This window comes from Pseudomonas botevensis, from assembly GCF_019145475.1.
GTDB classification, from domain to species: Bacteria; Pseudomonadota; Gammaproteobacteria; order Pseudomonadales; family Pseudomonadaceae; genus Aquipseudomonas; species Aquipseudomonas botevensis.
Genome location: NZ_JAHTKI010000011.1, coordinates 134,614 through 155,604 on the forward strand (window position 1 = coordinate 134,614; position 20,991 = coordinate 155,604).

Genomic DNA, 20,991 nt, shown 5'->3' on the forward strand with positions numbered 1-20,991 from the left:
CTCAGCTCGCCTTTGCCAGTTCACGCAGCAACTGCAAGGCCTCGGCGGCCAGCGGTTGATACTGGTTGAGAATGTCCGCCAGACCGACCCAGACGATGAAGAGGCCGAGCACCAGGGTCAGCGGAAAACCGATCGAGAAGATGTTCAGTTGCGGCGCCGCGCGGGTCATCACGCCGAACGCGATGTTGACCACCAGCAGCGCCGTGACCGCCGGCAACACCAGCAGCAATGCCGCGCCGAGCACCCAGCCGAGCTTGCCGGCCAGCTCCCAGTAATGCGCGGTCATCAGACCGCCGCCGACCGGCAGCGTGGTGAAGCTTTCGGTGAGCACCTCGAACACCACCAGATGACCGTTCATGCCCAAAAACAGCAGGGTCACCAGCATGGTGAAAAACTGCCCGATCACCGCCACCGACACGCCGTTGGTGGGGTCGATCATCGAGGCGAAACCCATGCCCATCTGGATCGCGACGATCTGCCCCGCCACCACGAAAGCCTGGAAAAACAGTTGCAGGGAAAACCCGAGCACCGCGCCGACCAGAATCTGCTCACCGATCAGCAGCAGACCGCTCAGGTCCAGCGGACTGACCGCCGGCATCGGCGGCAGGCCAGGCGCGATCACCACGGTGATCGCCACGGCGAAGTACAGACGAATGCGTCGGGGAACCAGCGTGGTGCCGAACACCGGCATCACCATCAGCATCGATGCGATGCGAAACAGCGGCAGCATGAACGACGCCACCCAGGTACTGATCTGGGTGTCGGTCAACTGAAGCAGCGACTGCATGACTCAGCCGATAACCATCGGAATGTTTTTGTACAAGCCGATGATGTACTCCATGAACGTCTGCACCAGCCACGGGCCGGCGACGATCAGGGTCACCAGCATCACCAAAAGACGCGGCAGGAAGCTCAGGGTCTGTTCGTTGATCTGCGTCGCTGCCTGGAACATCGATACCAGCAGGCCCACCAGCAGGCTCGGCACCACCAGGATCGCGACCATCATGGTGGTCAGCCACAAGGCTTCGCGAAAAATGTCGACCGCCACTTCAGGGGTCATGGCGAAACACCTCCAAAACTGCTGGCCAGGGTGCCGATAATCAGCGCCCAACCATCCACCAGCACGAACAGCATGATTTTGAACGGCAAGGAAATGATCAGCGGCGACAGCATCATCATCCCCATCGCCATCAGCACACTCGCGACAACGAGGTCGATGATCAGGAACGGAATGAAGATCATGAAGCCGATCTGGAACGCGGTCTTCAGTTCGGAGGTGACGAACGCCGGCACCAGAATGGTCAGCGGCGCCTGCTCAGGCGTGGCGATGTCGGTGCGCTTGGACAGACGCATGAACAGTTCCAGATCGCTGGAGCGGGTCTGGGCGAGCATGAAGTCCTTGATCGGCACCTGAGCCTTTTCCACCGCTTGCTGAGCGGTGAGTTTCTCCGCCAGATACGGCTGCAAGGCATCCTGGTTCACCCGATCGAACACCGGGGCCATGATGAACAGGGTCAGGAACAGCGCCATGCCGGTGAGGATCTGGTTCGACGGCGTCTGTTGCAGGCCCAGGGCCTGACGCAGGATCGAGAAAACGATGATGATCCGGGTGAAGCTGGTCATCAGGATGACGAACGCCGGAATGAAGCTCAGCGCCGTCATGATCAGCAGGATCTGCAGGCTGACCGAATACTCCTGCGCGCCCTCGGCATTGGTGCCCAGGGTAATCGCCGGAATCGACAACGGATCGGCGGCGAACGCCAGCGGCGCGGCCAGCATCAGGGCCATGGTCAAGACGATGCGCAACGCACCCATTACTTCTTATCCTTTTGATCCTTGCCGAGGATCTTCAACAGATGCTGGGCAAATTCCGGGGTCGCTTTTTCGCTGGTGACCGGCACCTGCACCGGCTCCTTGAGCACATGCAGCGCGGTGATCGTGCCAGGGCTGAGGCCGAGCAGGATTTGCTCGTTGCCGACCTGAACCAGCATCAGCCGGTCACGCGGACCGAGCGCGCGGGAACCGATCAGCTCGATCACCTGCCCCTTGCCGGCGGGACCGGCCTGCTGCACCCGACGCAGCAGCCAGGCGAGGAAGAAGATCAACCCCAGCACCAGCAGCAGGCCGAACACCAGTTGCGTCAGTTGCCCGGCAACGCCGCTGCCGACCGCCGGTGCCACGACCGCAGCGCTCGTGGCAGCCGGTTCGGCCGCCATGACGCCGACCGGCAGCGCCAGCAGAGCCCAGAGAAACGTTTTCACTCAGCGCAGCTTCTTGATGCGTTCGCTCGGGCTGATCACGTCAGTCAGGCGGATGCCGAACTTTTCGTTGACCACCACCACTTCGCCGTGGGCGATGAGCGTGCCGTTGACCAGCACATCCAGCGGCTCGCCGGCCAGACGATCCAGCTCGATCACCGAGCCTTGGTTGAGTTGCAGCAGGTTGCGGATGTTGATGTCGGTGCTGCCCACTTCCATCGAGATCGACACCGGGATGTCGAGAATCACATCCAGGTTCGGACCGTCCAGGGACACCGGGTCGTTGTTCTTCGGCACGCTGCCGAACTCTTCCATCGGCAGACGGTTGGAGCTGGAAGTGCCCGCATCGGCGGCCAGCAGCGCATCGATATCGGCCTGCCCGGCTTCGCCGGTTTCTTCCAGGGCCGCAGCCCATTCATCGGCCAGTGCCTGGTCGTCCTGGGTGTTCATATCGTCATTCATCATTTGTCCTCGGCGGGCAAAAAAACCGGTAAAGAATCAGGGGTTGGGGCGCCGCTTCAGCGACGCTCGATCGGCTCGATCACCTGCAACGCGAGGTTGCCTTTGTGCGAGCCCATCTTGACCTTGAAGGCCGGCACGCCGTTGGCGCGCATGATCATGTCTTCCGGCATCTCAACCGGGATCACATCCCCCGGCTGCATGTGCAGGATGTCGCGCAGCTTCAGCTGGCGACGGGCAACGGTGGCACCGATCGGCACGTCGACGTCGAGCACGTCCTGGCGCAGGGCGTTGACCCAGCGCTCGTCCTGGTCGTCGAGATCGGACTGGAAACCGGCGTCGAGCATTTCGCGAACCGGCTCGATCATCGAATACGGCATGGTCACGTGCAGGTCGCCGCCACCGCCATCGAGTTCGATGTGGAAGGTCGAGACCACAATGGCTTCGCTCGGGCCGACGATGTTGGCCATGGCCGGGTTCACTTCCGAGTTGATGTACTCGAAGTTGACTTCCATGATCGCCTGCCAGGCTTCCTTCAGGTCGACGAACGCCTGCTCCAGCACCATGCGCACCACACGCAGCTCGGTCGGGGTGAATTCACGCCCTTCGATCTTGGCGTGACGGCCGTCGCCGCCGAAGAAGTTGTCCACCAGCTTGAACACCAGTTTGGCGTCCAGAATGAACAGCGCGGTGCCGCGCAGCGGCTTGATCTTGACCAGGTTGAGACTGGTCGGCACGTACAGCGAGTGTACGTATTCGCCGAACTTCATCACCTGCACGCCACCGACGGCAACGTCCGCCGAGCGACGCAGCATGTTGAACATGCTGATGCGGGTGTAGCGGGCAAAACGCTCGTTGATCATCTCCAGGGTCGGCATGCGTCCGCGGACGATGCGATCCTGGCTGGTCAGGTCGTAGCTTTTGACACTGCCGGGTTCGGCAGCGTTATCGGTCTGTACCAGACCATCGTCGACACCATGCAACAGCGCGTCGATTTCATCCTGGGACAGCAGATCCTGCACGGCCATGTCGTGTTCCTACTGCAATACGAAATTAGTGAAAAGCAACTGTTCGATCACCACTTTGCCCAGCTCTTTCTGCGCCACTTCCTGGACGCTGGCCGTGGCCTTCTGACGCAACATTTCCTGACCGACCGGCGTCGCCAGGGTGGCGAAATCCTGACCGGAGAAGAGCATCACCAGGTTGTTGCGGATCACCGGCATGTGCACCTTGAGCGCTTCCAGATCCGCCTGATTACGCGCCAGCATGGTGATGCTCACCTGCATGTAGCGCTGACGGCCGTTCTGGTTGTAGTTGGCGACGAACGCCGGTGCCATCGGCTCGAAGATCGCCGGCTGCTTGCCGACCGGCGCGGCTTGGGCGGCGGCTTCGGCAGGCTTGCTCTGAGCGCTGTGCATGAAGAACCAAGTGGCCCCCACGGACGCGCCGATCGCCAACAGCAGCGCCAGCACGATCACGATGATCAGCTTGAGTTTGCCTTTGGTTGCGGGGTCTTTTACTGCTGCTGCTTCGCTCTTCGCCATGCCAATAATCCGTCACTAATCGGGTTTTCACAGTCGCACGGCAAGGCAAGAGCAAGTGTTATGCCAGAAGTGTCGCAGGCAGGATTGGGCGAGTTACAAAACCAATGTGGGAGCGGGCTTGCTCGCGAAGGGGGCGTCAAATTCAGCATAAATACTGACTGACACACCGCTTTCGCGAGCAAGCCTGCTCCCACACATTGTCACGTCGACCGGATCAGGCGTAGTAGTCGACCGCACTGCTGCCGATCACGCTGGTGGTCTGGGCGGCGGCTTCGGCCACACCGGTTGCGGCCAGCTCTTCATCCGCCGAATCGAGACGACCGCCGGCAGCCTGGGCGCGACCACTCTGCCCCTGCTGCGCCTGTTCCTGACCCTGCCAGCCACGGCTCTGGTCGGAAACGTTGACATCCACCTGACCCATGCCCTGCTGGGCGAACATGTCGCGCAGGCGATGCATCTGGCCGTCGAGCGCTTCACGCACGCTCGGGTGGGCGCTCATGAAGGTCACTTGCGTCTGCTGATCCGGCACCATGTTCACCCGGATATCCAGGCGCCCGAGCTCGGCTGGCTGCAGCTGGATATCGGCAGCCTTCAGGTTGGCGCTCGACAGGTACATGACACGGTTGACCACCTCCTCCGTCCAGCCGTTCTGGTGCATGGCGATCGGCTGATTCACCGGCACGGCGTTGGCGGTTTTCGGCGTCGCGGCCTGGGTCAGCGCCGCCAACCGGTTGGCGAAATCATCGACCCGGGTATCGCTGGTGGCGCTTTTGAGATCTTTCAGGCCGTCGTCGATCAGACCACTGAAGGACTTCTCCCCACCCTGACTGGTGCTGTCCTTGTCGGCCTGCACGTCAAGCATGTTGGCCATACCGGCGGTGAAGGTCTGCGCCGAGGTCAATTCGCCGTCGGCCGGGTTTTGTGTGGGTGGGGTCTTGGCGGACGACTGGCTGGAAGCGGAAATGTGCCCACTCTGTTCCATGGCCAGGCGCACGGCCGGCAAGGCATCGAGCGGGTCGGCCGCCGGATCGAAATCGCTGTCGGCGACCGCTGCCGGATCCTTGACAGCCGCCGGCAACGCGGCCACGGCCGGGGTTTCGACTTTGGGTTGGGGCGTTTCGACGACCGGCGCCTGCGCCACCGGCGCCGTGACCAGCGGCTGCACGACCTGAGCCACCGCCGGGTCCAGCGCCGGATCAACCGGAGCGGTATCGGCCACCGGGGTTTGCGCCGGGTCGGTTGTGTCGTCAGTGGCCGTCTTGTCCTCGGTCGCCGGTTTGTCGGCGGGCAAGTCATTGCCGCTATCGGCAACCGCCGGCTCCGGGGCGGCAGAAGAATCGTTGTCGACCGTTTTCTTGCCGCTGGCCTCAGCAGTCTTGGCCTGCACGGGCGCGGCCGAATTGTCAGCGACCGCCGAAGGCTTTTTCTGCCCCTGGTCGGCGAACACCTGAGCGAAGCTTGAGGCCTTGTCTGCGGGTTCCGTGGCCGCTGCCGATGCTTTCGCGGAGGCGGCTTGAGCCTTGGCCTGGGCGGCGGTCTGAAGAAGAATGTTAGGGGTCGCAGGCATGACACGGTCTCCGCTGCACTGGGATCGTAGGTACAGTTGAGAGAGATGACTGCAAGTGCCGGGCCACTTTCCCCGATGGCCCGACAAAAGCGCCGGACGGTCGGCTCAGTGCGTCAGCGAGCGCTGTCGTTCGGCTTCATAGACAGGACGCACATCCGCAAACTCGCTGTGGATATCGGCGACCAGTTTGATGATTTCGGAGGGGCTCTTGTCCCTGGCGTGTAATTCCAGCTCATGACAAAGCTCGGCCAGACGAGTCGCCCCCATGTTGCTGCTGCTGCCCTTGAAGCTGTGAGCCACATGGGACAACACCTCGGCGTCGGCAGTCTTTTGCAACTCCCGCAGACGCGTTTCGGAATCCGCCATGAAGGTATCCAGCAATTCCGGATAGGCTTCCTCCATGACTTCCTGCAACGCGCTCAGCACGTTGCGATCAACTTGTATTTCAGCCACTTGTTCACTCCTTGATCAAGAATGCGCGGATTATGCCAGAGCCTCCCAGAAAAACTCCACGTGGGCACTGCGACCATCGTCGGACCAGCCGGCATTGCGGCCCAATTGGCGGATCAGGCTGACGCCGCGCCCCGACAGACGGACATCGTCGAGGGGCCGCTGCATGACCCGCGTCACGTCGAAGCCCTTGCCGCTGTCCTCGACCCGAATGGCCAGGCATCCGCCCTCGCCCTCCGGCGTCACCTTCAGGTGTACGCGCACATAGCCGTCCTGCAACGCATCGAGGCGCGCATTGCGCTGTTCATAGTAACGCGCAAACCCCTGGGCATCGCGCTTGAGGCTGGAGTCGAGCCCCAGCACCCCGTGTTCCAGGGCATTGGAGTACAACTCGGCGAGCACGCTGTACAGCGCGCCGCTCTGCGCCCGCAGGCCATGAACCTCCAGCAGCAATTGCAGCAGGTACGGCATGGGGTTGAAGCGCTTGAGCGTCGCCCCGCGAAACTCGAAGCTCACCGACCAGTCCAGCGGGCACGACTGGCCGCTGTCGGAATACACCGGTGCCGATGGACTGACCTGCGCCGCCTCCAGCAGGCTGACCTCGACCATGCTGACATCGTCCCGCGCCTCGCCACCGAAATCGTGCAGCGCCTGCTCGATCTCCTCGAACAGGTGATCGGGCTGGCGATTGGCGGCAAACAACTGCTGCAGACGCTCGACGCCGAACAGCTGATCCTGCGCATCACAGGTGTCGATCACCCCGTCGGACAGCAGAAATACCCGATCACTGACCGCCATCGAGTGGACTTCCGTACGATCATTGAAGGCCTGCGGGCTGAGCACGCCCAACGGCAGGTGCCGCGCCGCCAGCGGCTTACGCTCGCCGGTGGCGATGCAATGCAGATAACCGTCAGGCATGCCGCCGTTCCAGACCTCCACCGTGCGGCGCTGGAAACTCAGGCTCAACAGCGTCGCGCAGCAGAACATGTCCACGGGCAGGATGCGCTTGAGCTTGGCGTTCATCTCCCGCAGCGTTTCAGCGAGGCCGTAGCCCTTGGCGGTCATACCGTAGAACACTTCGGCCAACGGCATGGCACCCACCGCGGCCGGCAGGCCGTGACCGGTGAAATCCCCGAGCAGCACATGCATGTCGCCGGCCGGCGTATATGCAGCCAGCAGCAGATCGCCGTTGAACAGTGCGTAAGGCGATTGCAGATAGCGAATATTCGGCGCGCTCAGGCATCCGGAGTGCGCGACCTTGTCGAACACCGCTTTGGCAACGCGTTGCTCATTGAGCAGGTAATCATGATGCCTGGCGATCAGGTCGCGCTGTTGCAGCACGGTGGCCTGCAAGCGGCGCAGACGATCCATCGCCTTTATTTTGGCGGTGAGGATCACCTGGTTGTAGGGCTTCGCCAGAAAGTCGTCACCCCCCGCCTCCAGGCAGCGGGCCAGCGCTTCGCTTTCCGTCAGGGAGGTGAGAAAGATGATCGGCACCAGGCTCTCGCCCGCCAGCGTCTTGATCTGCCGTGCCGCCTCGAAGCCGTCCATCACCGGCATCATGGCATCCATCAGCACCAGATGCGGTTGCTCTCGGCGGAACACCTCGACCGCCTCGGCGCCATTGGCGGCAGTGAGCACCTCATGGCCCTGGCGCCGGACAATGGTCGACAGCAGCAACCGGTCGGCGGCACTGTCCTCCGCGATCAGGACTGTCAGGGGTTCCAGCGGCTGCATGGCCGTCAACTGATGTCGAACAGTTTGTCGAAATTGGAGATGGCGAGGATCTTGCGCACGTCCGAGTTGCTGTTGACCACCCGCACGTCGGATTCGTCGCCACCCGCGTGGTCGCGCAGCAGAAGCAACATGCCCAGCGCAGAGCTGTCGAGGTAGGTGGCGTCCTTCAGGTCCACCACGATGGATTCGGGTTTCTGGTTGAGTCGCTCATAGGACTCGCGAAACTCCTGATGGCGCCCGAAATCGAACCGCCCCTTGATCGAAATCGTCAGTTTTTTCTGGTCCGGGGACACTTCTGTAACGACTGACATTTTATGGCTTCCTTGTCATGAACAAACCTGTACAAGGTTTAGCACTTGGCCGGGGTTGCGGCAAGGCGCAAGCACGATCAAAACGACGATCGAAGGTTCGCTCAAGGATACGCATCGTGCCTCGGCAGGCGCTGGGACAATTCGTCCAGCAGTTTCTGTTCGCGCTTGTCTTCGGCGCGCTGCGCCTCATCGCGATAACGTTGTACAAGTTTGCGCAACCCTTCGACCCGGGCGAACGCCTGTTGCCAGGCTTCGCGCGCCTTGTCCAGATTGTTCTGGTGCCAGTTGAGGCTTTGCCGCTGTTGATCGACAGCGGTATCGAGTTGCGCAAGAAAGCCCTGAAAACCCAGCAGCCACTGCCCGGAGACACCCGTGCTGCCGCGCACGATCCATTGCTCCGAGTAGTCGAGGCGAAAGGCATGCAGGTCGGCCAGCTTGCTTTCGGCGACTTTCACCTGCCCCTGGAAGTAACCAAGGCGCTGCACGGCGGTTTTCTCGGCCTTCTCGGCCATTTCCACCACCGGCGCCAGACGCGCCGCTCGGCTCAGGGCCATGAGCGGTTACCCGCCGGCCGCTGTGGCGAAAATCGTTTCGAGGTGCGCCTCGCTTTCGCCCAGGCTGATGCTGTCGTTCAAGCCCTGACGCAAGTATCTGACCAGTTGCGGCTGGAGCGAGATCGCCAGGTCCGTTTCACGATCGCCGCCGGCGACATAGGCACCGACGCTGATCAGATCGCGACTCTGCTGATAACGCGACCACAACTGCTTGAAATACTGCGCCCGGGTCATGTGTTCCGGCGGCACCACCGCCGGCATCACCCGGCTGATCGACGCTTCGATATCGATGGCCGGGTAATGGCCTTCCTCGGCCAGACGCCGGGACAGCACGATGTGTCCGTCGAGCACGCCTCGCGCGGAGTCGGCAATCGGGTCCTGCTGGTCGTCACCCTCGGACAGCACGGTGTAGAACGCGGTGATCGAGCCCCCGCCCTTCTCCGCGTTACCGGCACGCTCCACCAGTTTCGGCAATTTGGCGAACACCGATGGCGGGTAACCCTTGGTCGCCGGTGGCTCGCCGATGGCCAGGGCGATTTCCCGCTGGGCCTGGGCGAAACGGGTCAGCGAATCCATCAGCAACAGGACGTTCTTGCCCTTGTCGCGGAAATACTCGGCGATCCGCGTGCAGTACATGGCAGCGCGCATCCGCATCAGCGGCGCGTCGTCCGCCGGGGACGCGACGACCACCGAACGCTTGAGGCCTTCTTCACCGAGGATGTGCTCGATGAACTCTTTAACTTCACGACCCCGCTCGCCGATCAGGCCGACGACGATGATGTCGGCCTCGGTGAAGCGGGTCATCATGCCCAGCAGCACCGACTTACCGACACCCGTACCGGCGAACAGACCCAGACGCTGGCCGCGACCGACCGTCAACAAGCCGTTGATGCAACGGATGCCCACGTCCAGTGGCACGCTGATCGGGTCACGGTGGAGCGGGTTGATCGTCGGCCCGTCCATCGGCACCCAGTCTTCGGCCTTCATGCCGCCCTTGCCGTCCAGCGCCCGGCCGGCACCGTCCAGCACGCGACCGAGCATGCTCATGCCCATCGGCAAGCGCCCGGTATCGGTCAACGGCACGACCCGCGCACCCGGCGCGATGCCGGCAACGCTGCCGACCGGCATCAGGAACACCTTGCTGCCGGAGAAGCCCATGACTTCGGCCTCTACCTGCGACGGGTGATAGGAGTCGTCGTTGATCACCATGCAGCGAGTGCCCATGGCGGCGCGCAGGCCCTCGGCTTCGAGGGTCAGGCCGACCATGCGCAGCAGGCGTCCTTCGAGGATCGGCGCACCGGCGATTTCGGTGGCCTCGGCGTAGGTGCTCAGGCGCTTGGCGAAACTGGTGCGTTCAAGGCGCATCGGGGGCGTCCGCACGCGGCTCGTCAGTGATCGGCGACGGTGTTGGCGTTTCCGGCAGATCCAGGCTCATGTCCGGCGCGGCCGGATGCAGAGCCTGTTCGTGCAACTGGTCGAACAGCTTGGCCATGATTTGGCTGACCCGGGTTTCGATGCTCGCATCGATCCGGCTGTGCTCGGTTTCGACCCGGCAACCGCCCGGCAGCAGACTTTCGTCCTCGACGATGCGCCAGGTTTCCTCATGACGTTCGCGCAGGGCTTTGACCTGCTCGAAATCCTGCGGATTGACGTACAGCCGCACGTTGTCCACGCCCAACGGCAACAGTTTGAGCGCGTCGCGCATGACGTGTTCGATCTGTTTGGAGTCGATGGCCAGTTCGCGCTGAATCACCTGTCTGGCGATGTGCTGCACGAGGTCGACCAGCGACTTTTCGATCTGGGTGTCCTGCTCGGCGATGGGTTCGAACAGATGCCCCATCAGTTGCTCAAGACTGGCGATCTTCGCGGTCAGCGCCACTTCGGCTTCCTGGCGTACCCGGAGGGTCGCGCTGTGGAAACCTTCTTTTTCGCCGATGGCAAAGCCCTCGTTGTAAGCCTCCTGACGGATGCTTTCGAGCTCTTCCAGGGTCAGTGGCTGGACCTCCTCCAGCGGCACCTCTTCCATTTCCGGCGGTTCGGGTTCCGGTTCAGGCTCGGGTTCCGGCTTGGGCGGATCGAAGCTGGGCAGCGCCCAGGATTCGAAACCACGGACATCCCGGGCACGGATCAGGTCCGTCACAGACTCGTCATGCTTGTCCATGGGCTTAGATCATTTCCTCGCCGCCCTTGCCACCGAGCACGATTTCTCCGGCTTCGGCCATACGGCGGGCGATGGTGAGGATTTCCTTCTGCGCGGTTTCCACGTCGCTGACGCGCACCGGGCCTTTGGCCTCGAGGTCGTCGCGCAACAGTTCGGCCGCACGTTTGGACATGTTCTTGAAGATCTTTTCCTTGACGCTTTCGTCCGAACCCTTGAGGGCCAGTACCAGCACGTCGGAGGACACTTCGCGCAACAGCGCCTGGATGCCACGGTCGTCGACGTCGGCCAGGTTGTTGAACACGAACATGAGGTCTTCGATCTGACCGGACAGGTCTTCGTCGACTTCGCGAATCGAATCCATGAGCTGGCCTTCGATCGAGCTGTCGAGGAAGTTCATGATGTCCGCCGCCCGCTTGATGCCACCCAGGGTGGTGCGCGAGGCATTGGAGTTGCCGGAGAACTGCTTCTCGAGGATCTGGTTCAATTCTTTCAGCGCGGCCGGCTGCACGGTGTTCAGCGACGAGACGCGCAGGATGATGTCCAGGCGCACCTTGTGGTCGAAGTTGCCCAGCACTTCACCGGCCTGATCCGGATCGAGGTACGCCACCACGATCGCCTGGATCTGCGGGTGTTCGTAACGGATCACGTCGGCAACAGCGCGCGGTTCCATCCATTTCAGGCTGTCGAGGCCACTGGTGTTGCCACCGAGCAGGATGCGGTCGATCAGGCCGTTGGCCTTGTCTTCACCCAGGGCCTGAGTCAGCATTTTGCGCACGTAGTCGTCGGAGCCGACGCCCAGGCTGGTCTGGTCGCCGACGATGTCGACGAACTCGCTCATCACCTGCTCGACCTGCTCACGGTGGACGTTGCCCATCTGGGCCATGGCCACACCGACCCGCTGAACTTCTTTGGGCCCCATGTGGCGCAGCACTTGGGCGGCATCGGTCGAACCCAGGGACAGCAGCAGAATCGCGGCTTTATCGACCCGGGACAATTTGGCGACGGCGGCTCGGTTATCACTCATCTGCGTTAATCCACTCTTTCACGACCTGGGCCACACGACCCGGGTCTTCTGCCACCAGACTCTTGATTGCGTTCAACTGTGCGTCATAGCCTTCGCTCGGGCTCGGCAGCAGGATGCTGGTCGGGCCGCCGAGGCTGACGCGGTCGTTGGACAGTTCGCCATCCAGGCCGCCCATGCCACCGAGTTCGACGTCACCACCCAGGCCGGCCAGGTCTTTGCCCTTGCCGCCGTTGGTGATGTTGTTGAGCACAGGACGCAGCACGCCGAACACCAGCACCAGGATGAACAGCACACCCAGCACTTGCTTGACGATGTCCCAGAACCACGGCTGGGAGTAGAACGGAATGTCGGCAACCACTTCACCGCGCTCGGCGGAGAACGGCATGTTGATCACGCTGACGCTGTCGCCACGGCTGGCATCGAAGCCGACGGCGTCCTGCACCAGACGGGTGAAGCGCGCCAATTCGTCGGCGCTCCACGGCGCGCGGGTGGTTTCACCGTTGGCCGGGTTGATCTTGACCTGATCGTCCACCACCACCGACACCGACAGGCGATTCAGGCGACCCTGCTGCTGTTTGGTGTGGCTGATGGAACGGTCGAGTTCGAAGTTCTTGGTGGATTGTTGACGCTTGTCCGCCGGATACGGAGCCAGCATCGGCTGGCCGGTGGCCGGGTCCATGATCTGCTGGCCGTTGGCGTCAACCAGGGGCTGACCCGGCTGCACCATGCCGGCAGCCGCTTGCGCACCACCGGTGGTCTGCGGCGCCGAGGCCGGCGACGGTGGCTGGTTGCTCAGGGCACCCGGCACGCCTTGCGGGCCATTGCTGGCGGTACGCTGTTCGTTGACCGATTGTTCGCTGCGCAGCGCCGGCTGATCCGGGTTGAACTGCTCGGCAGTCGATTCGACGGCATTGAAATCGATGTCCGCCGAGACTTCAGCCTTGTAGCGGTCGTTGCCCAGTACCGGTTGCAGAATGTTGTGTACACGCTGGGTGAGCATGCTTTCCATGCGGCGGCTGTAGTCGAACTGCTTGCCGGCCATGGTCATTTCGGAGTTTTCCGCCTGATCCGAGAGCAGGTTGCCCTTCTGGTCGACGACGGTGATCTGCGATTTGCTCAGCTCGGGAACGGAAGTCGCCACCAGATTGATGATGGCGACGACCTGACCCGGCTCCAGCGAACGGCCGGAGTACAGCTCGACCAGAACCGAAGCACTTGGCTTGCGTTCGTCACGCACGAATACCGAGCTCTTCGGAATCGCCAGGTGAACCCGCGCGCCCTTGACGTTGTTCAGGCTGGAAATGGTGCGGGCCAGTTCGCCTTCGAGGCCGCGACGATAACGGGTCGCTTCCATGAACTGGCTGGTGCCCAGACCCTGCTCCTTGTCGAGGATTTCAAAACCGATATTGCCATCGCTGGGAGTGACACCAGCGGCCGCGAGCTTGAGCCGCGCACGGGACAGGTCATCGGCCTTGACCAGCAAGGCGCCGGAGTTCGGTTCGACGGTGTAGGGAATGTCGGCGGAGGCCAGGGTGTCCATGACCTGCTTGGCATCCATGCCGGCAAGGCTGCCGTACAACGGACGGTAATCCGGCTGCTGCGACCACAGCACCACGGCAAAGCCAATCGCCACGCTCGCAGCCAGGCCGACCAACAGGCCCACCTGACGCAGCATGGTCATCTGGGAGAGGTTTTCCAGGAAGGACAGGCCGAACAACGGCGGTTTGCCGTCTATCGGGGTGGCCTTGGCCGGAACGTTATCGGCGACTGCTTCTGCCATGACTCAATCTCGTCCTTAAACCGGCATCTGCATGATGTCTTGATAAGCCTGAACCAGTTTGTTGCGCACCTGGGTCAGAGCCTGGAACGACACGCTGGCTTTTTGCGACGCGATCATCACATCCGTCAAATCGACGCCGCTCTTGCCGATTTCGAAGGCGTTGGCCAGCTGGGTCGACGCCTGCTGGGTATCGCTGACTTTGTTGATGGCCTGACCGAGCATGTCGGAAAAGCTGCTGCCCGCCATTTCAGGGACAGCGGCAGTCGATTGCGGCTTCGACATGGCGTCCATTTTCATGGCCTTCATGTCCATCATCAATCGATTAAATTCAATACCTTGGCTCATGGTCTACTCTCTTGGGCGGCCCGCAATTTTTTGACACTCACTCAGCGGCTACACAGGTATTAGCAACAACGGTGCCAGCTCGCCGACAGCGTTTTGAGAAAACGTTTGCGCCATCACTCAAGTGGCGAACAGATACCCTTCGACATCCATGCCCGCATCACGCATCTGTGCCAGTTTGTAGCGCAGGGTGCGGGGGCTGATGCCGAGCTTTTCCGCCGCTTCCTTGCGCCGGCCACGCTCGGCACGCAGGGTATCGATAATCATCTGGAACTCACGACGACGCAGGTCATCACCCAAAGCGCCGGCCGAATCGCTTTCAACCTCGACCTCTCGCACAGTGTGTGGCACCGCTGTCGCTACAGGCAGCGGCGCGAACGTCACTGGCCCGGCGAGACAGAAATCCTGCGGCTGGATCAAACCGCCCTGCTGCAGAATCAACGCGCGCTGGATCGCGTTATCCAGCTCCCGCACGTTGCCCGGCCACGGATAAGCCGTCAGACAGGCCTGCGCCTCGACCGACAGTCTGGCGGCCGCATGCTTCATTTTATTGACGTGTTTGGCCAGCAGGCGCTCGGCCAGTGGCAGGATATCGGCGGTACGCTCGCGCAGCGGGCGCCAGGCCAGCGGAAATACCGAGAGCCGGTAGAACAGGTCTTCGCGAAAACGCCCCGCCGCCACCTCCCCGGCCAGATCGCGGTTGGTGGTCGCGACCACGCGGATGTCGAGGGTGATCGGCTTGCGCGCACCGACCCGCTCCACTTCACGCTCCTGCAACACCCGCAGCAACTTGGCTTGCAGGCCCAGGGGCATTTCGGAAATTTCGTCAAGCAGAATGGTGCCGCCGTCGGCCTGTTCGAATTTGCCAGCCTGGGCCGCGATGGCGCCGGTGAACGAGCCCTTCTCGTGACCGAACAGGGTCGCCTCGAGCATGTTGTCCGGAATCGCCGCGCAATTGATCGCAATGAATGGCTGACTGGCGCGGTGGGATTGCTGATGGATGTAGCGCGCCAGCACTTCCTTGCCGGTGCCGGACTCGCCGGAAATCAGCACGGTCGAATCGCTGCGCGCCACTCGCGCCGCCAGATCCAGCAACTGGGCGCTGGCCGGCTCGACCGCCACCGGCCCTTCGACATCACTGCCGCCGCCGACACTGCCCAGCGCGTGGCGCGCCACCAGATCCAGCAAGGCCTTGGGCTCGAACGGCTTGACCAGATAGTCCGCCGCGCCCTGGCGCATGGCGTCGACGGCACGCTCGACCGCGCCGTGAGCCGTCATCAGCAGCACCGGCAATTGCGGCTGACGGGCACGCAGCAGACCCAGCAACTGATGACCGTCCATACCCGGCATGTTGACGTCGCTGACCACCAGACTGAACGCCTCGCGCTCGACCGCCTTCAAGGCCTCCTCGGCCGAACCCACCGCGTGGTAATCGTGGCCGGCAAGCAGCAGCGTATCGGCCAGCGCCTCACGCAGCGCGCGGTCGTCCTCGACCAGCAGAACCTTGATGCCCATGTCCTTCACTCAGCTCCCTGTGCAGCGGAAAACAGCGGCAGGATCACCTGCGCGCACGTGCCGCGCCCGACCCGCGAGCGCAACTGCAATTCTCCCTGATGCGCCCGCGCCACAGCCTTGACCACGGTCAGGCCCAGGCCGGTGCCGGTGACCTTGGTGGTAAAAAACGGTTCGCCCAGACGCGCCAGCACCACCGGTTCGATGCCGCTGCCGCTGTCACTGACAGACAGGCGCAAGGTGTTGTCACGGGTGTAGAAATGCACTTTCAAACGAATATCACCGCCACTGGCCTGGATCGCGTTTTCAATCAGGTTGAGCACGGCGCCGACCAGAGTGTCGCGATTGCACAGCAACTCACCGGTATGGCTGTCGCACTGCCAACGGATCGGCAGGTCCTGCACATGGGTCAGCGCAGCGGCCTGCAAGGACTGCATCAAGGCATTGGGCGTGATGCGATCGGTCAGCGGCAACTCGCCGCGCGCGAATACCAGCATGTCGCGCACCTGATGCTCCAGCTCGTGCAGGCGCTCCTTGAGGCGCCCGGCGAAACGCTGCTGGGTGGCGACCGGCAATTCCTGCTCAGTCAAATGACTGGCGTAGAGCAAGGCGGCGGACAACGGGGTACGAATCTGATGGGCCAGCGAAGCGACCATACGCCCCAGGGATGACAGACGCTCGTGGCGCGCCAGTTGATCCTGCAGGTGGCGGGTTTCAGTCAGGTCGTTGAGCAAGACCAATTGCCCGGGTTCGGCATCCAGCGAACGGGTGGCAATCGACAGGCGCCGACCGTTCTTCAGGGAGATTTCATGACCGTCGTCTTCGCGTGGCGCGAAGCAGCGGGCAATCACCTGACGCCACAACTCGCCTTCCAGCGGCAGGCCCAGCAGCTCGATGGCCGCCGGATTGGCTTCACGCACAATGCCGTGCCCATCAATGACAATGACGCCACCGGGCAACAGATCGAGAAGATTTTGCAGACGGTTGGCCAGCCGCTCTTTTTCCGCCAGCTCCTGCATGCGCTGGGCGCTGACCACCGCCAGCTCGCCCTTGAGCTCGGTGACCCGCGCTTCGAGCATGCTGTAGGAATCGGTCAACTGGCTGGACATCTGATTGAACAGGGCGAACGCCTGCTCAAGCCCCTGACGGCTCGCCTGCTCAACGGACGGCAGTTGCCCCGAAGAATCGGCAACAGAAGACATCTGGGAGGCTTGGGGCATTGTGCTCACTCGCTTGGCTGACCGTCAGTGAAACGGAACGTTGCGAGGGACGTAGCAATACCCGTGCCTAAAAAAAACCGCTTATAAATGAAGCGGTTGAAAAACAGGCGTCAATCATCCGCCTGTTCATCACCTTCGCGCCGGCTCATGCCGTACTTGCGCATCTTCTCCACCAGCGTGGTGCGACGGATACGCAGGCGTTCAGCGGCGCGCGCCACAATACCGTTGGCGTCGTCCAGCGCCTGCTGAATCAGGCCCTGCTCCAGACCACCGAGGTAGTCCTTCAGGTCGAGGCCTTCCGGCGGCAGCATGGCGTTGACCGTGAAGTCCGGAGTATGACCGTTGATCGCCACACGCTCTTCGAGATCGCTGCGCAGGCTGTCGACCATTTGCTCGTCTTCGTCGTCGACGTAGCGGAATTTCTTCGGCAACTCGACCACGCCGATCACCCCGTACGGGTGCATGATCGCCATGCGCTCCACCAGGTTGGCCAGTTCGCGGACGTTGCCCGGCCAGCCGTGACGGCACAGGGACATGATCGCGGCGGAGTTGAAACGGATCGAACCGCGCTTCTCGTGCTCCATGCGCGAGATCAGCTCGTTCATCAGCAGCGGAATGTCCTCGACCCGCTCACGCAGCGGCGCCATCTCGATCGGGAACACGTTCAGGCGATAGTAGAGATCTTCGCGGAAGGTGCCGATCTCGATCATGCTTTCGAGATTCTTGTGGGTCGCAGCGATGATGCGCACATCGACGCTCTGGGTCTTGTTGCTGCCCACGCGTTCGAAGGTGCGCTCTTGCAACACGCGCAGCAGCTTGACCTGCATCGGCAGCGGCATGTCGCCGATTTCGTCAAGGAACAGCGTACCGCCGTTGGCCAGCTCGAAACGCCCGGCACGGCTGGTGATCGCACCGGTGAAGGCACCCTTCTCGTGACCGAACAATTCGCTTTCCAGCAACTCGGCCGGAATCGCGCCACAGTTGACCGGCACGAACGGCGCATCGCGGCGCTTGGAATGGTAATGCAGGTTGCGCGCGACCACTTCCTTGCCGGTCCCGGACTCGCCAAGGATCAGCACGCTGGCGTCGGTGTCGGCCACTTGCTGCATCATCTGACGCACGTGCTGGATCGCCCGGCTGGTGCCGACGAGGCTGCGGAACAGATTGGGTTCGCGATGACGGCCGCGCTCGCGGGCCTGGTCGTACATCTCGCGGTAGACCTGGGCACGGTGCAGGGAGTCGAGCAGCTTGCTGTAGCTCGGCGGCATTTCGAGGGTCGAAAGCACTCGGCGGCGCTGGTCTTCAGGCAAGTCGACGGAAGAATTATCACCCATCAGCAAAACCGGAAGGAACTCATCCCAGGTTGAGAGTGTCTTTAACAAGCCCAGAAGCGCACCCGGAGCATTGACCGTCCCGATCAGCACACAAATGACTTCACGACTTGACGACAAAGAGCCGACAGCCTGCTGCCAGTCATGGCTACCGCAGGGTAAATTTTCTTCACCGAGAAAATTTAAAATCACCGCCAGATCGCGGCGGCGGACGCTATCGTCATCGATCAGCAGAATTTTGGTTTCACGCCACATGCAATAGCAACTTCCCTAGTCAACTCAATGCCCGAAATGAGTGGGCAAGCGAGACGCTTGCAGGACACCTTGTGCCTGTAGACGCCTTCAATCTGAAAACAGCCACTAGTTAAGTCAAAAAACCGTGCACAGTCAAATTTATGGCGCACATGCCTGGATTAACTGGGGGTTAATTAACCAAACAGATGGTAAACCTTTGCCGCATTCTTCGCTTGAGTGATCTGCGACATCTCGTCGACTATCGCCTGGCGCTCGCCCATGGCCACTTCCAGCAACTCCTTGTAGACGTGCAGCAACTCCTCGAGATTACCGCGCAACGCCTCTTCATCCAGCGACGCTTCACTCAAGACGTCTTCCATGCAGGAACGGCAATCCAGGTCCAATTGACCGATGGCCTCCCAGTTGCGTTCGGCCAGCGCGCTGACCAGCGCCATGCGGGTATCTTCGATTCGCTGCAATACGGCACTCATGACAACCTCCTTAAAACTGAGGAGCAGGCACAGGCGCGATGGCGTCCCAGCCCTCTTTCACCGTGCTCAGCAGGCCGGCAACCTCGTCGAGAACGCGCGGGTCGCTGCTGATATTCGCCTCGGCCAGACGCTTCATCATGTAGATATAGAGGCCGTCCAGATCCCCCAGCGTATCGGCGGAATTCTCCAGATCCAGACCTTCGCGCAGGCCACTGACAATGCCGATGGCCTTGCTGATCGCCGTGCATTTGCCCGGAATATCCTTGCGCTCGATGGCGCCCTTGGCCTGAGCGATACGGTCCAGGCCACCTTCCATCAGCATCTGCACCAAGCGGTGGGGACTCGCTTCGGACGTCTGCGCCTGCGCGCCGACTTTCTGGTATTGCCGAAGGGCCAACATCGGATTCATGTTCTACCTCATTTGCCACAATGACTCGTATAGCCAGTGTATCGCCTGCGAGCCTGGAAACTTTAGATGAAAAGACAAAAACCCGGCGCGCGCCTGAAAGCGCAGCCGGGTTTTTGTCGTTCCTGCATGTTACTTCGCGGATTGCTGGGCGTTCAGCGAAGAGAAGAACGACGTGATGTTGCTCGCCGTTGCCTTCATTTGCCCGACCAGCAAGTCCATGGCGTTGTACTTCGCCGTCAGGGTCTTGGTCAGGTTGGCCACACGCAGATCCAGCGCCAATTGCTGATTGGTGATGTTCTTCGTGTTGTTGTTCAGGATCGTCAGACGCTGATCCAGCAAGCCACCGGTAGCGGTACTGCCGGTGGGCGCCTTGAGATACGGATCCACCGCCTTGCTCATCCGCGCCAGCAGACCGTTGGTGTCATCGGTGCCGGTGAACAGCTGCTGGACCTGACCGGTCATGCCCGGTTGGGCCATGGTCTTGGTGAATGCAGCGGTGTCGAACTTCAGGTTACCGGTATCACGGTCGGTCAGAACACCCAACTGCGACAGCACGGCCAGTGGTCCGCCGGCACCGGTAGCGGTCAATTGACCACGGATATCGGCAATGAGCGAACGCGGCAGCGCATCGCCAGTGAACGCCGCCTGAACGGTCAGTTTGCCATCTTCGTCCGGCGTTGCCTTGGACAAGGTGTCAACGGTGCTCTTGAGCGTGTTGTAGGCATCGACAAACGCCTGGATCGATGTCTGCAGGCCCTTGGTGTTGGCATCAACGCTGACAATCGCCGGCGTTGGCGGTGTGCCAGGGCTGGCAGCGACCAGGTTCATGGTCAGACCACTGATTGCACCGGTTACCGTATTGCTCTTGCTGGTCACGGCCAGGCCATCGATGGTCAGCGACGCATCCTTGGCCAGCGCACTGACCGCACCGGAGGCGCCAGGCGCCGGGTTGGTGGCCATCACCTGGGTGCCGTCGATTTCCAGACCGGCAATACCGCTGACCGTCATGTCGGAACCCGCACCCGTCTTGCTCGAGTTGATCACCAGGCGCGAAGCGCCAGTGGCGTCGGTCACGATGTTGGCGGAAATGCCGTTGGCGCCCTGAGCCGTGTTGATGGCATCACGGGTGCTCTGCAACGTCGCATTGGCCGGAATCGTGACATTGTAATCAGTGCCATTCTGACTGATTTTCAGAGTACCACTCGGAATGGCACTGGTAGCACCGCCGGCAAAGGATGCGCTGGCAATTTTCGAGCCGGTGGCCAGTTGACTCACAACCACACTGTAGCTGCCCGACACTGCGGTGTTATCGGAGGTCGCGGTCAGGATCGACGGCGTGCCCGAAGTCGCCGTGAAACCGGCAAACGCAGGGTTGGTCTTGCTGCTCAGGTTGGTCATCGCCGTCTGGAATGCGGTCAGCGCACTCTTCAGCGTACCGATACCGGAGATCTTCAGCGTATTGGTTTTTGTCTGGGAATCGATCTGCGTCTGTTTCGGCGACTTGTCAGCGTTGACCAGCGCAGTAACGATTGCACCGATGTCCAGGCCGGAACCCAGGCCCGTACCCGGTAAAATTGGACTTGCCATGTGCCTCTCCCTTCAAATTG

The 20,991-nt window shown here is 61.7% G+C and carries 23 protein-coding genes; all 23 read right to left on the reverse strand.

The genetic code is table 11. The features are described from left to right. Position 1 precedes the first annotated feature (1 nt). Positions 2-787, reverse strand: coding sequence for a flagellar biosynthetic protein FliR (gene fliR, locus KVQ74_RS16295; RefSeq protein WP_217832195.1), 786 nt, complete (start codon positions 785-787; stop codon positions 2-4). Between the two features lie 3 nt (positions 788-790). Further along, positions 791-1,060, reverse strand: a complete 270-nt coding sequence (gene fliQ, locus KVQ74_RS16300; RefSeq protein WP_217832196.1) for a flagellar biosynthesis protein FliQ — start codon at positions 1,058-1,060, stop codon at positions 791-793. Further along, positions 1,057-1,815, reverse strand: a complete 759-nt coding sequence (gene fliP / locus KVQ74_RS16305; protein WP_217832197.1) for a flagellar type III secretion system pore protein FliP — start codon at positions 1,813-1,815, stop codon at positions 1,057-1,059. Before fliP ends, fliQ begins: the two co-directional genes overlap by 4 nt. Further along, positions 1,815-2,261, reverse strand: a complete 447-nt coding sequence (gene fliO / locus KVQ74_RS16310) for a flagellar biosynthetic protein FliO (RefSeq protein WP_217832198.1) — start codon at positions 2,259-2,261, stop codon at positions 1,815-1,817. The genes fliP and fliO overlap by 1 nt, the downstream gene beginning before the upstream one ends. Next, positions 2,262-2,720 carry a flagellar motor switch protein FliN gene (fliN, locus tag KVQ74_RS16315; protein WP_404822688.1) on the reverse strand — a complete coding sequence of 153 codons (459 nt, stop codon included), beginning with the start codon at positions 2,718-2,720 and terminating at the stop codon, positions 2,262-2,264. A 56-nt stretch (positions 2,721-2,776) separates the two neighbouring features. After that, positions 2,777-3,745 (reverse strand): flagellar motor switch protein FliM, encoded by a 969-nt coding sequence (gene fliM, locus KVQ74_RS16320; protein WP_003222890.1) that lies wholly within the window; start codon positions 3,743-3,745, stop codon positions 2,777-2,779. A 9-nt stretch (positions 3,746-3,754) separates the two neighbouring features. Beyond that, positions 3,755-4,261, reverse strand: a complete 507-nt coding sequence (fliL, locus tag KVQ74_RS16325) for a flagellar basal body-associated protein FliL (RefSeq protein ID WP_217832200.1) — start codon at positions 4,259-4,261, stop codon at positions 3,755-3,757. A 214-nt stretch (positions 4,262-4,475) separates the two neighbouring features. Further along, complete coding sequence (locus KVQ74_RS16330) at positions 4,476-5,828, reverse strand: flagellar hook-length control protein FliK (RefSeq protein WP_217832201.1); 1,353 nt, start codon at positions 5,826-5,828, stop codon at positions 4,476-4,478. Positions 5,829-5,933: 105 nt separating this feature from the next. Continuing rightward, positions 5,934-6,281 carry an Hpt domain-containing protein gene (locus KVQ74_RS16335; RefSeq protein WP_217832202.1) on the reverse strand — a complete coding sequence of 116 codons (348 nt, stop codon included), beginning with the start codon at positions 6,279-6,281 and terminating at the stop codon, positions 5,934-5,936. A 30-nt stretch (positions 6,282-6,311) separates the two neighbouring features. Next, positions 6,312-8,015: an ATP-binding SpoIIE family protein phosphatase gene (locus KVQ74_RS16340; RefSeq protein ID WP_217832203.1), complete on the reverse strand. Its 1,704-nt coding sequence runs from the start codon at positions 8,013-8,015 to the stop codon at positions 6,312-6,314. A 5-nt stretch (positions 8,016-8,020) separates the two neighbouring features. Beyond that, on the reverse strand, positions 8,021-8,326 hold the full coding sequence (locus KVQ74_RS16345; RefSeq protein WP_217832204.1) for an STAS domain-containing protein: 306 nt from the start codon (positions 8,324-8,326) through the stop codon (positions 8,021-8,023). Positions 8,327-8,427: 101 nt separating this feature from the next. Next, positions 8,428-8,880 carry a flagellar export protein FliJ gene (fliJ, locus tag KVQ74_RS16350; RefSeq protein WP_217832205.1) on the reverse strand — a complete coding sequence of 151 codons (453 nt, stop codon included), beginning with the start codon at positions 8,878-8,880 and terminating at the stop codon, positions 8,428-8,430. Between the two features lie 6 nt (positions 8,881-8,886). After that, entirely contained in the window at positions 8,887-10,245 is a 1,359-nt protein-coding gene (gene fliI, locus KVQ74_RS16355) for a flagellar protein export ATPase FliI (RefSeq protein ID WP_217832206.1), read from the reverse strand. Continuing rightward, positions 10,235-11,041 carry a flagellar assembly protein FliH gene (gene fliH, locus KVQ74_RS16360; protein ID WP_217832207.1) on the reverse strand — a complete coding sequence of 269 codons (807 nt, stop codon included), beginning with the start codon at positions 11,039-11,041 and terminating at the stop codon, positions 10,235-10,237. Before fliH ends, fliI begins: the two co-directional genes overlap by 11 nt. Positions 11,042-11,045: 4 nt before the next feature. Beyond that, complete coding sequence (fliG, locus tag KVQ74_RS16365) at positions 11,046-12,065, reverse strand: flagellar motor switch protein FliG (RefSeq protein ID WP_065260773.1); 1,020 nt, start codon at positions 12,063-12,065, stop codon at positions 11,046-11,048. Then, entirely contained in the window at positions 12,058-13,845 is a 1,788-nt protein-coding gene (fliF, locus tag KVQ74_RS16370; RefSeq protein WP_217832208.1) for a flagellar basal-body MS-ring/collar protein FliF, read from the reverse strand. Before fliF ends, fliG begins: the two co-directional genes overlap by 8 nt. Before the next feature lie 15 nt (positions 13,846-13,860). Then, positions 13,861-14,190 carry a flagellar hook-basal body complex protein FliE gene (fliE, locus tag KVQ74_RS16375; RefSeq protein WP_217832209.1) on the reverse strand — a complete coding sequence of 110 codons (330 nt, stop codon included), beginning with the start codon at positions 14,188-14,190 and terminating at the stop codon, positions 13,861-13,863. A gap of 117 nt (positions 14,191-14,307) precedes the next feature. Beyond that, positions 14,308-15,702 (reverse strand): sigma-54-dependent transcriptional regulator, encoded by a 1,395-nt coding sequence (locus KVQ74_RS16380; RefSeq protein WP_217832210.1) that lies wholly within the window; start codon positions 15,700-15,702, stop codon positions 14,308-14,310. A 5-nt stretch (positions 15,703-15,707) separates the two neighbouring features. Then, entirely contained in the window at positions 15,708-16,919 is a 1,212-nt protein-coding gene (locus tag KVQ74_RS16385) for a sensor histidine kinase (protein ID WP_404822690.1), read from the reverse strand. A 110-nt stretch (positions 16,920-17,029) separates the two neighbouring features. Continuing rightward, complete coding sequence (locus KVQ74_RS16390) at positions 17,030-18,505, reverse strand: sigma-54 dependent transcriptional regulator (RefSeq protein WP_217832211.1); 1,476 nt, start codon at positions 18,503-18,505, stop codon at positions 17,030-17,032. Between the two features lie 173 nt (positions 18,506-18,678). Further along, on the reverse strand, positions 18,679-18,975 hold the full coding sequence (locus tag KVQ74_RS16395) for a flagellar protein FliT (RefSeq protein ID WP_217832212.1): 297 nt from the start codon (positions 18,973-18,975) through the stop codon (positions 18,679-18,681). 10 nt (positions 18,976-18,985) lie between these two features. After that, positions 18,986-19,384 carry a flagellar export chaperone FliS gene (fliS, locus tag KVQ74_RS16400; protein WP_217832213.1) on the reverse strand — a complete coding sequence of 133 codons (399 nt, stop codon included), beginning with the start codon at positions 19,382-19,384 and terminating at the stop codon, positions 18,986-18,988. A 129-nt stretch (positions 19,385-19,513) separates the two neighbouring features. Next, positions 19,514-20,971, reverse strand: a complete 1,458-nt coding sequence (fliD, locus tag KVQ74_RS16405) for a flagellar filament capping protein FliD (protein WP_217832214.1) — start codon at positions 20,969-20,971, stop codon at positions 19,514-19,516. Positions 20,972-20,991 lie beyond the last annotated feature (20 nt).

Coding starts and splice junctions, on each gene's coding strand:
- fliR (WP_217832195.1), bottom strand. CDS start 787: ATGCAGTCGCTGCTTCAGTTGACCGACACCCAGATCAGTACCTGGGTG.
- fliQ (WP_217832196.1), bottom strand. CDS start 1,060: ATGACCCCTGAAGTGGCGGTCGACATTTTTCGCGAAGCCTTGTGGCTG.
- fliP (WP_217832197.1), bottom strand. CDS start 1,815: ATGGGTGCGTTGCGCATCGTCTTGACCATGGCCCTGATGCTGGCCGCG.
- fliN (WP_404822688.1), bottom strand. CDS start 2,720: ATGAATGACGATATGAACACCCAGGACGACCAGGCACTGGCCGATGAA.
- fliM (WP_003222890.1), bottom strand. CDS start 3,745: ATGGCCGTGCAGGATCTGCTGTCCCAGGATGAAATCGACGCGCTGTTG.
- fliL (WP_217832200.1), bottom strand. CDS start 4,261: ATGGCGAAGAGCGAAGCAGCAGCAGTAAAAGACCCCGCAACCAAAGGC.
- KVQ74_RS16330 (WP_217832201.1), bottom strand. CDS start 5,828: ATGCCTGCGACCCCTAACATTCTTCTTCAGACCGCCGCCCAGGCCAAG.
- KVQ74_RS16340 (WP_217832203.1), bottom strand. CDS start 8,015: ATGCAGCCGCTGGAACCCCTGACAGTCCTGATCGCGGAGGACAGTGCC.
- KVQ74_RS16345 (WP_217832204.1), bottom strand. CDS start 8,326: ATGTCAGTCGTTACAGAAGTGTCCCCGGACCAGAAAAAACTGACGATT.
- fliJ (WP_217832205.1), bottom strand. CDS start 8,880: ATGGCCCTGAGCCGAGCGGCGCGTCTGGCGCCGGTGGTGGAAATGGCC.
- fliI (WP_217832206.1), bottom strand. CDS start 10,245: ATGCGCCTTGAACGCACCAGTTTCGCCAAGCGCCTGAGCACCTACGCC.
- fliH (WP_217832207.1), bottom strand. CDS start 11,041: ATGGACAAGCATGACGAGTCTGTGACGGACCTGATCCGTGCCCGGGAT.
- fliG (WP_065260773.1), bottom strand. CDS start 12,065: ATGAGTGATAACCGAGCCGCCGTCGCCAAATTGTCCCGGGTCGATAAA.
- fliF (WP_217832208.1), bottom strand. CDS start 13,845: ATGGCAGAAGCAGTCGCCGATAACGTTCCGGCCAAGGCCACCCCGATA.
- fliE (WP_217832209.1), bottom strand. CDS start 14,190: ATGAGCCAAGGTATTGAATTTAATCGATTGATGATGGACATGAAGGCC.
- KVQ74_RS16380 (WP_217832210.1), bottom strand. CDS start 15,702: ATGGGCATCAAGGTTCTGCTGGTCGAGGACGACCGCGCGCTGCGTGAG.
- KVQ74_RS16385 (WP_404822690.1), bottom strand. CDS start 16,919: ATGCCCCAAGCCTCCCAGATGTCTTCTGTTGCCGATTCTTCGGGGCAA.
- KVQ74_RS16390 (WP_217832211.1), bottom strand. CDS start 18,505: ATGTGGCGTGAAACCAAAATTCTGCTGATCGATGACGATAGCGTCCGC.
- KVQ74_RS16395 (WP_217832212.1), bottom strand. CDS start 18,975: ATGAGTGCCGTATTGCAGCGAATCGAAGATACCCGCATGGCGCTGGTC.
- fliS (WP_217832213.1), bottom strand. CDS start 19,384: ATGAATCCGATGTTGGCCCTTCGGCAATACCAGAAAGTCGGCGCGCAG.
- fliD (WP_217832214.1), bottom strand. CDS start 20,971: ATGGCAAGTCCAATTTTACCGGGTACGGGCCTGGGTTCCGGCCTGGAC.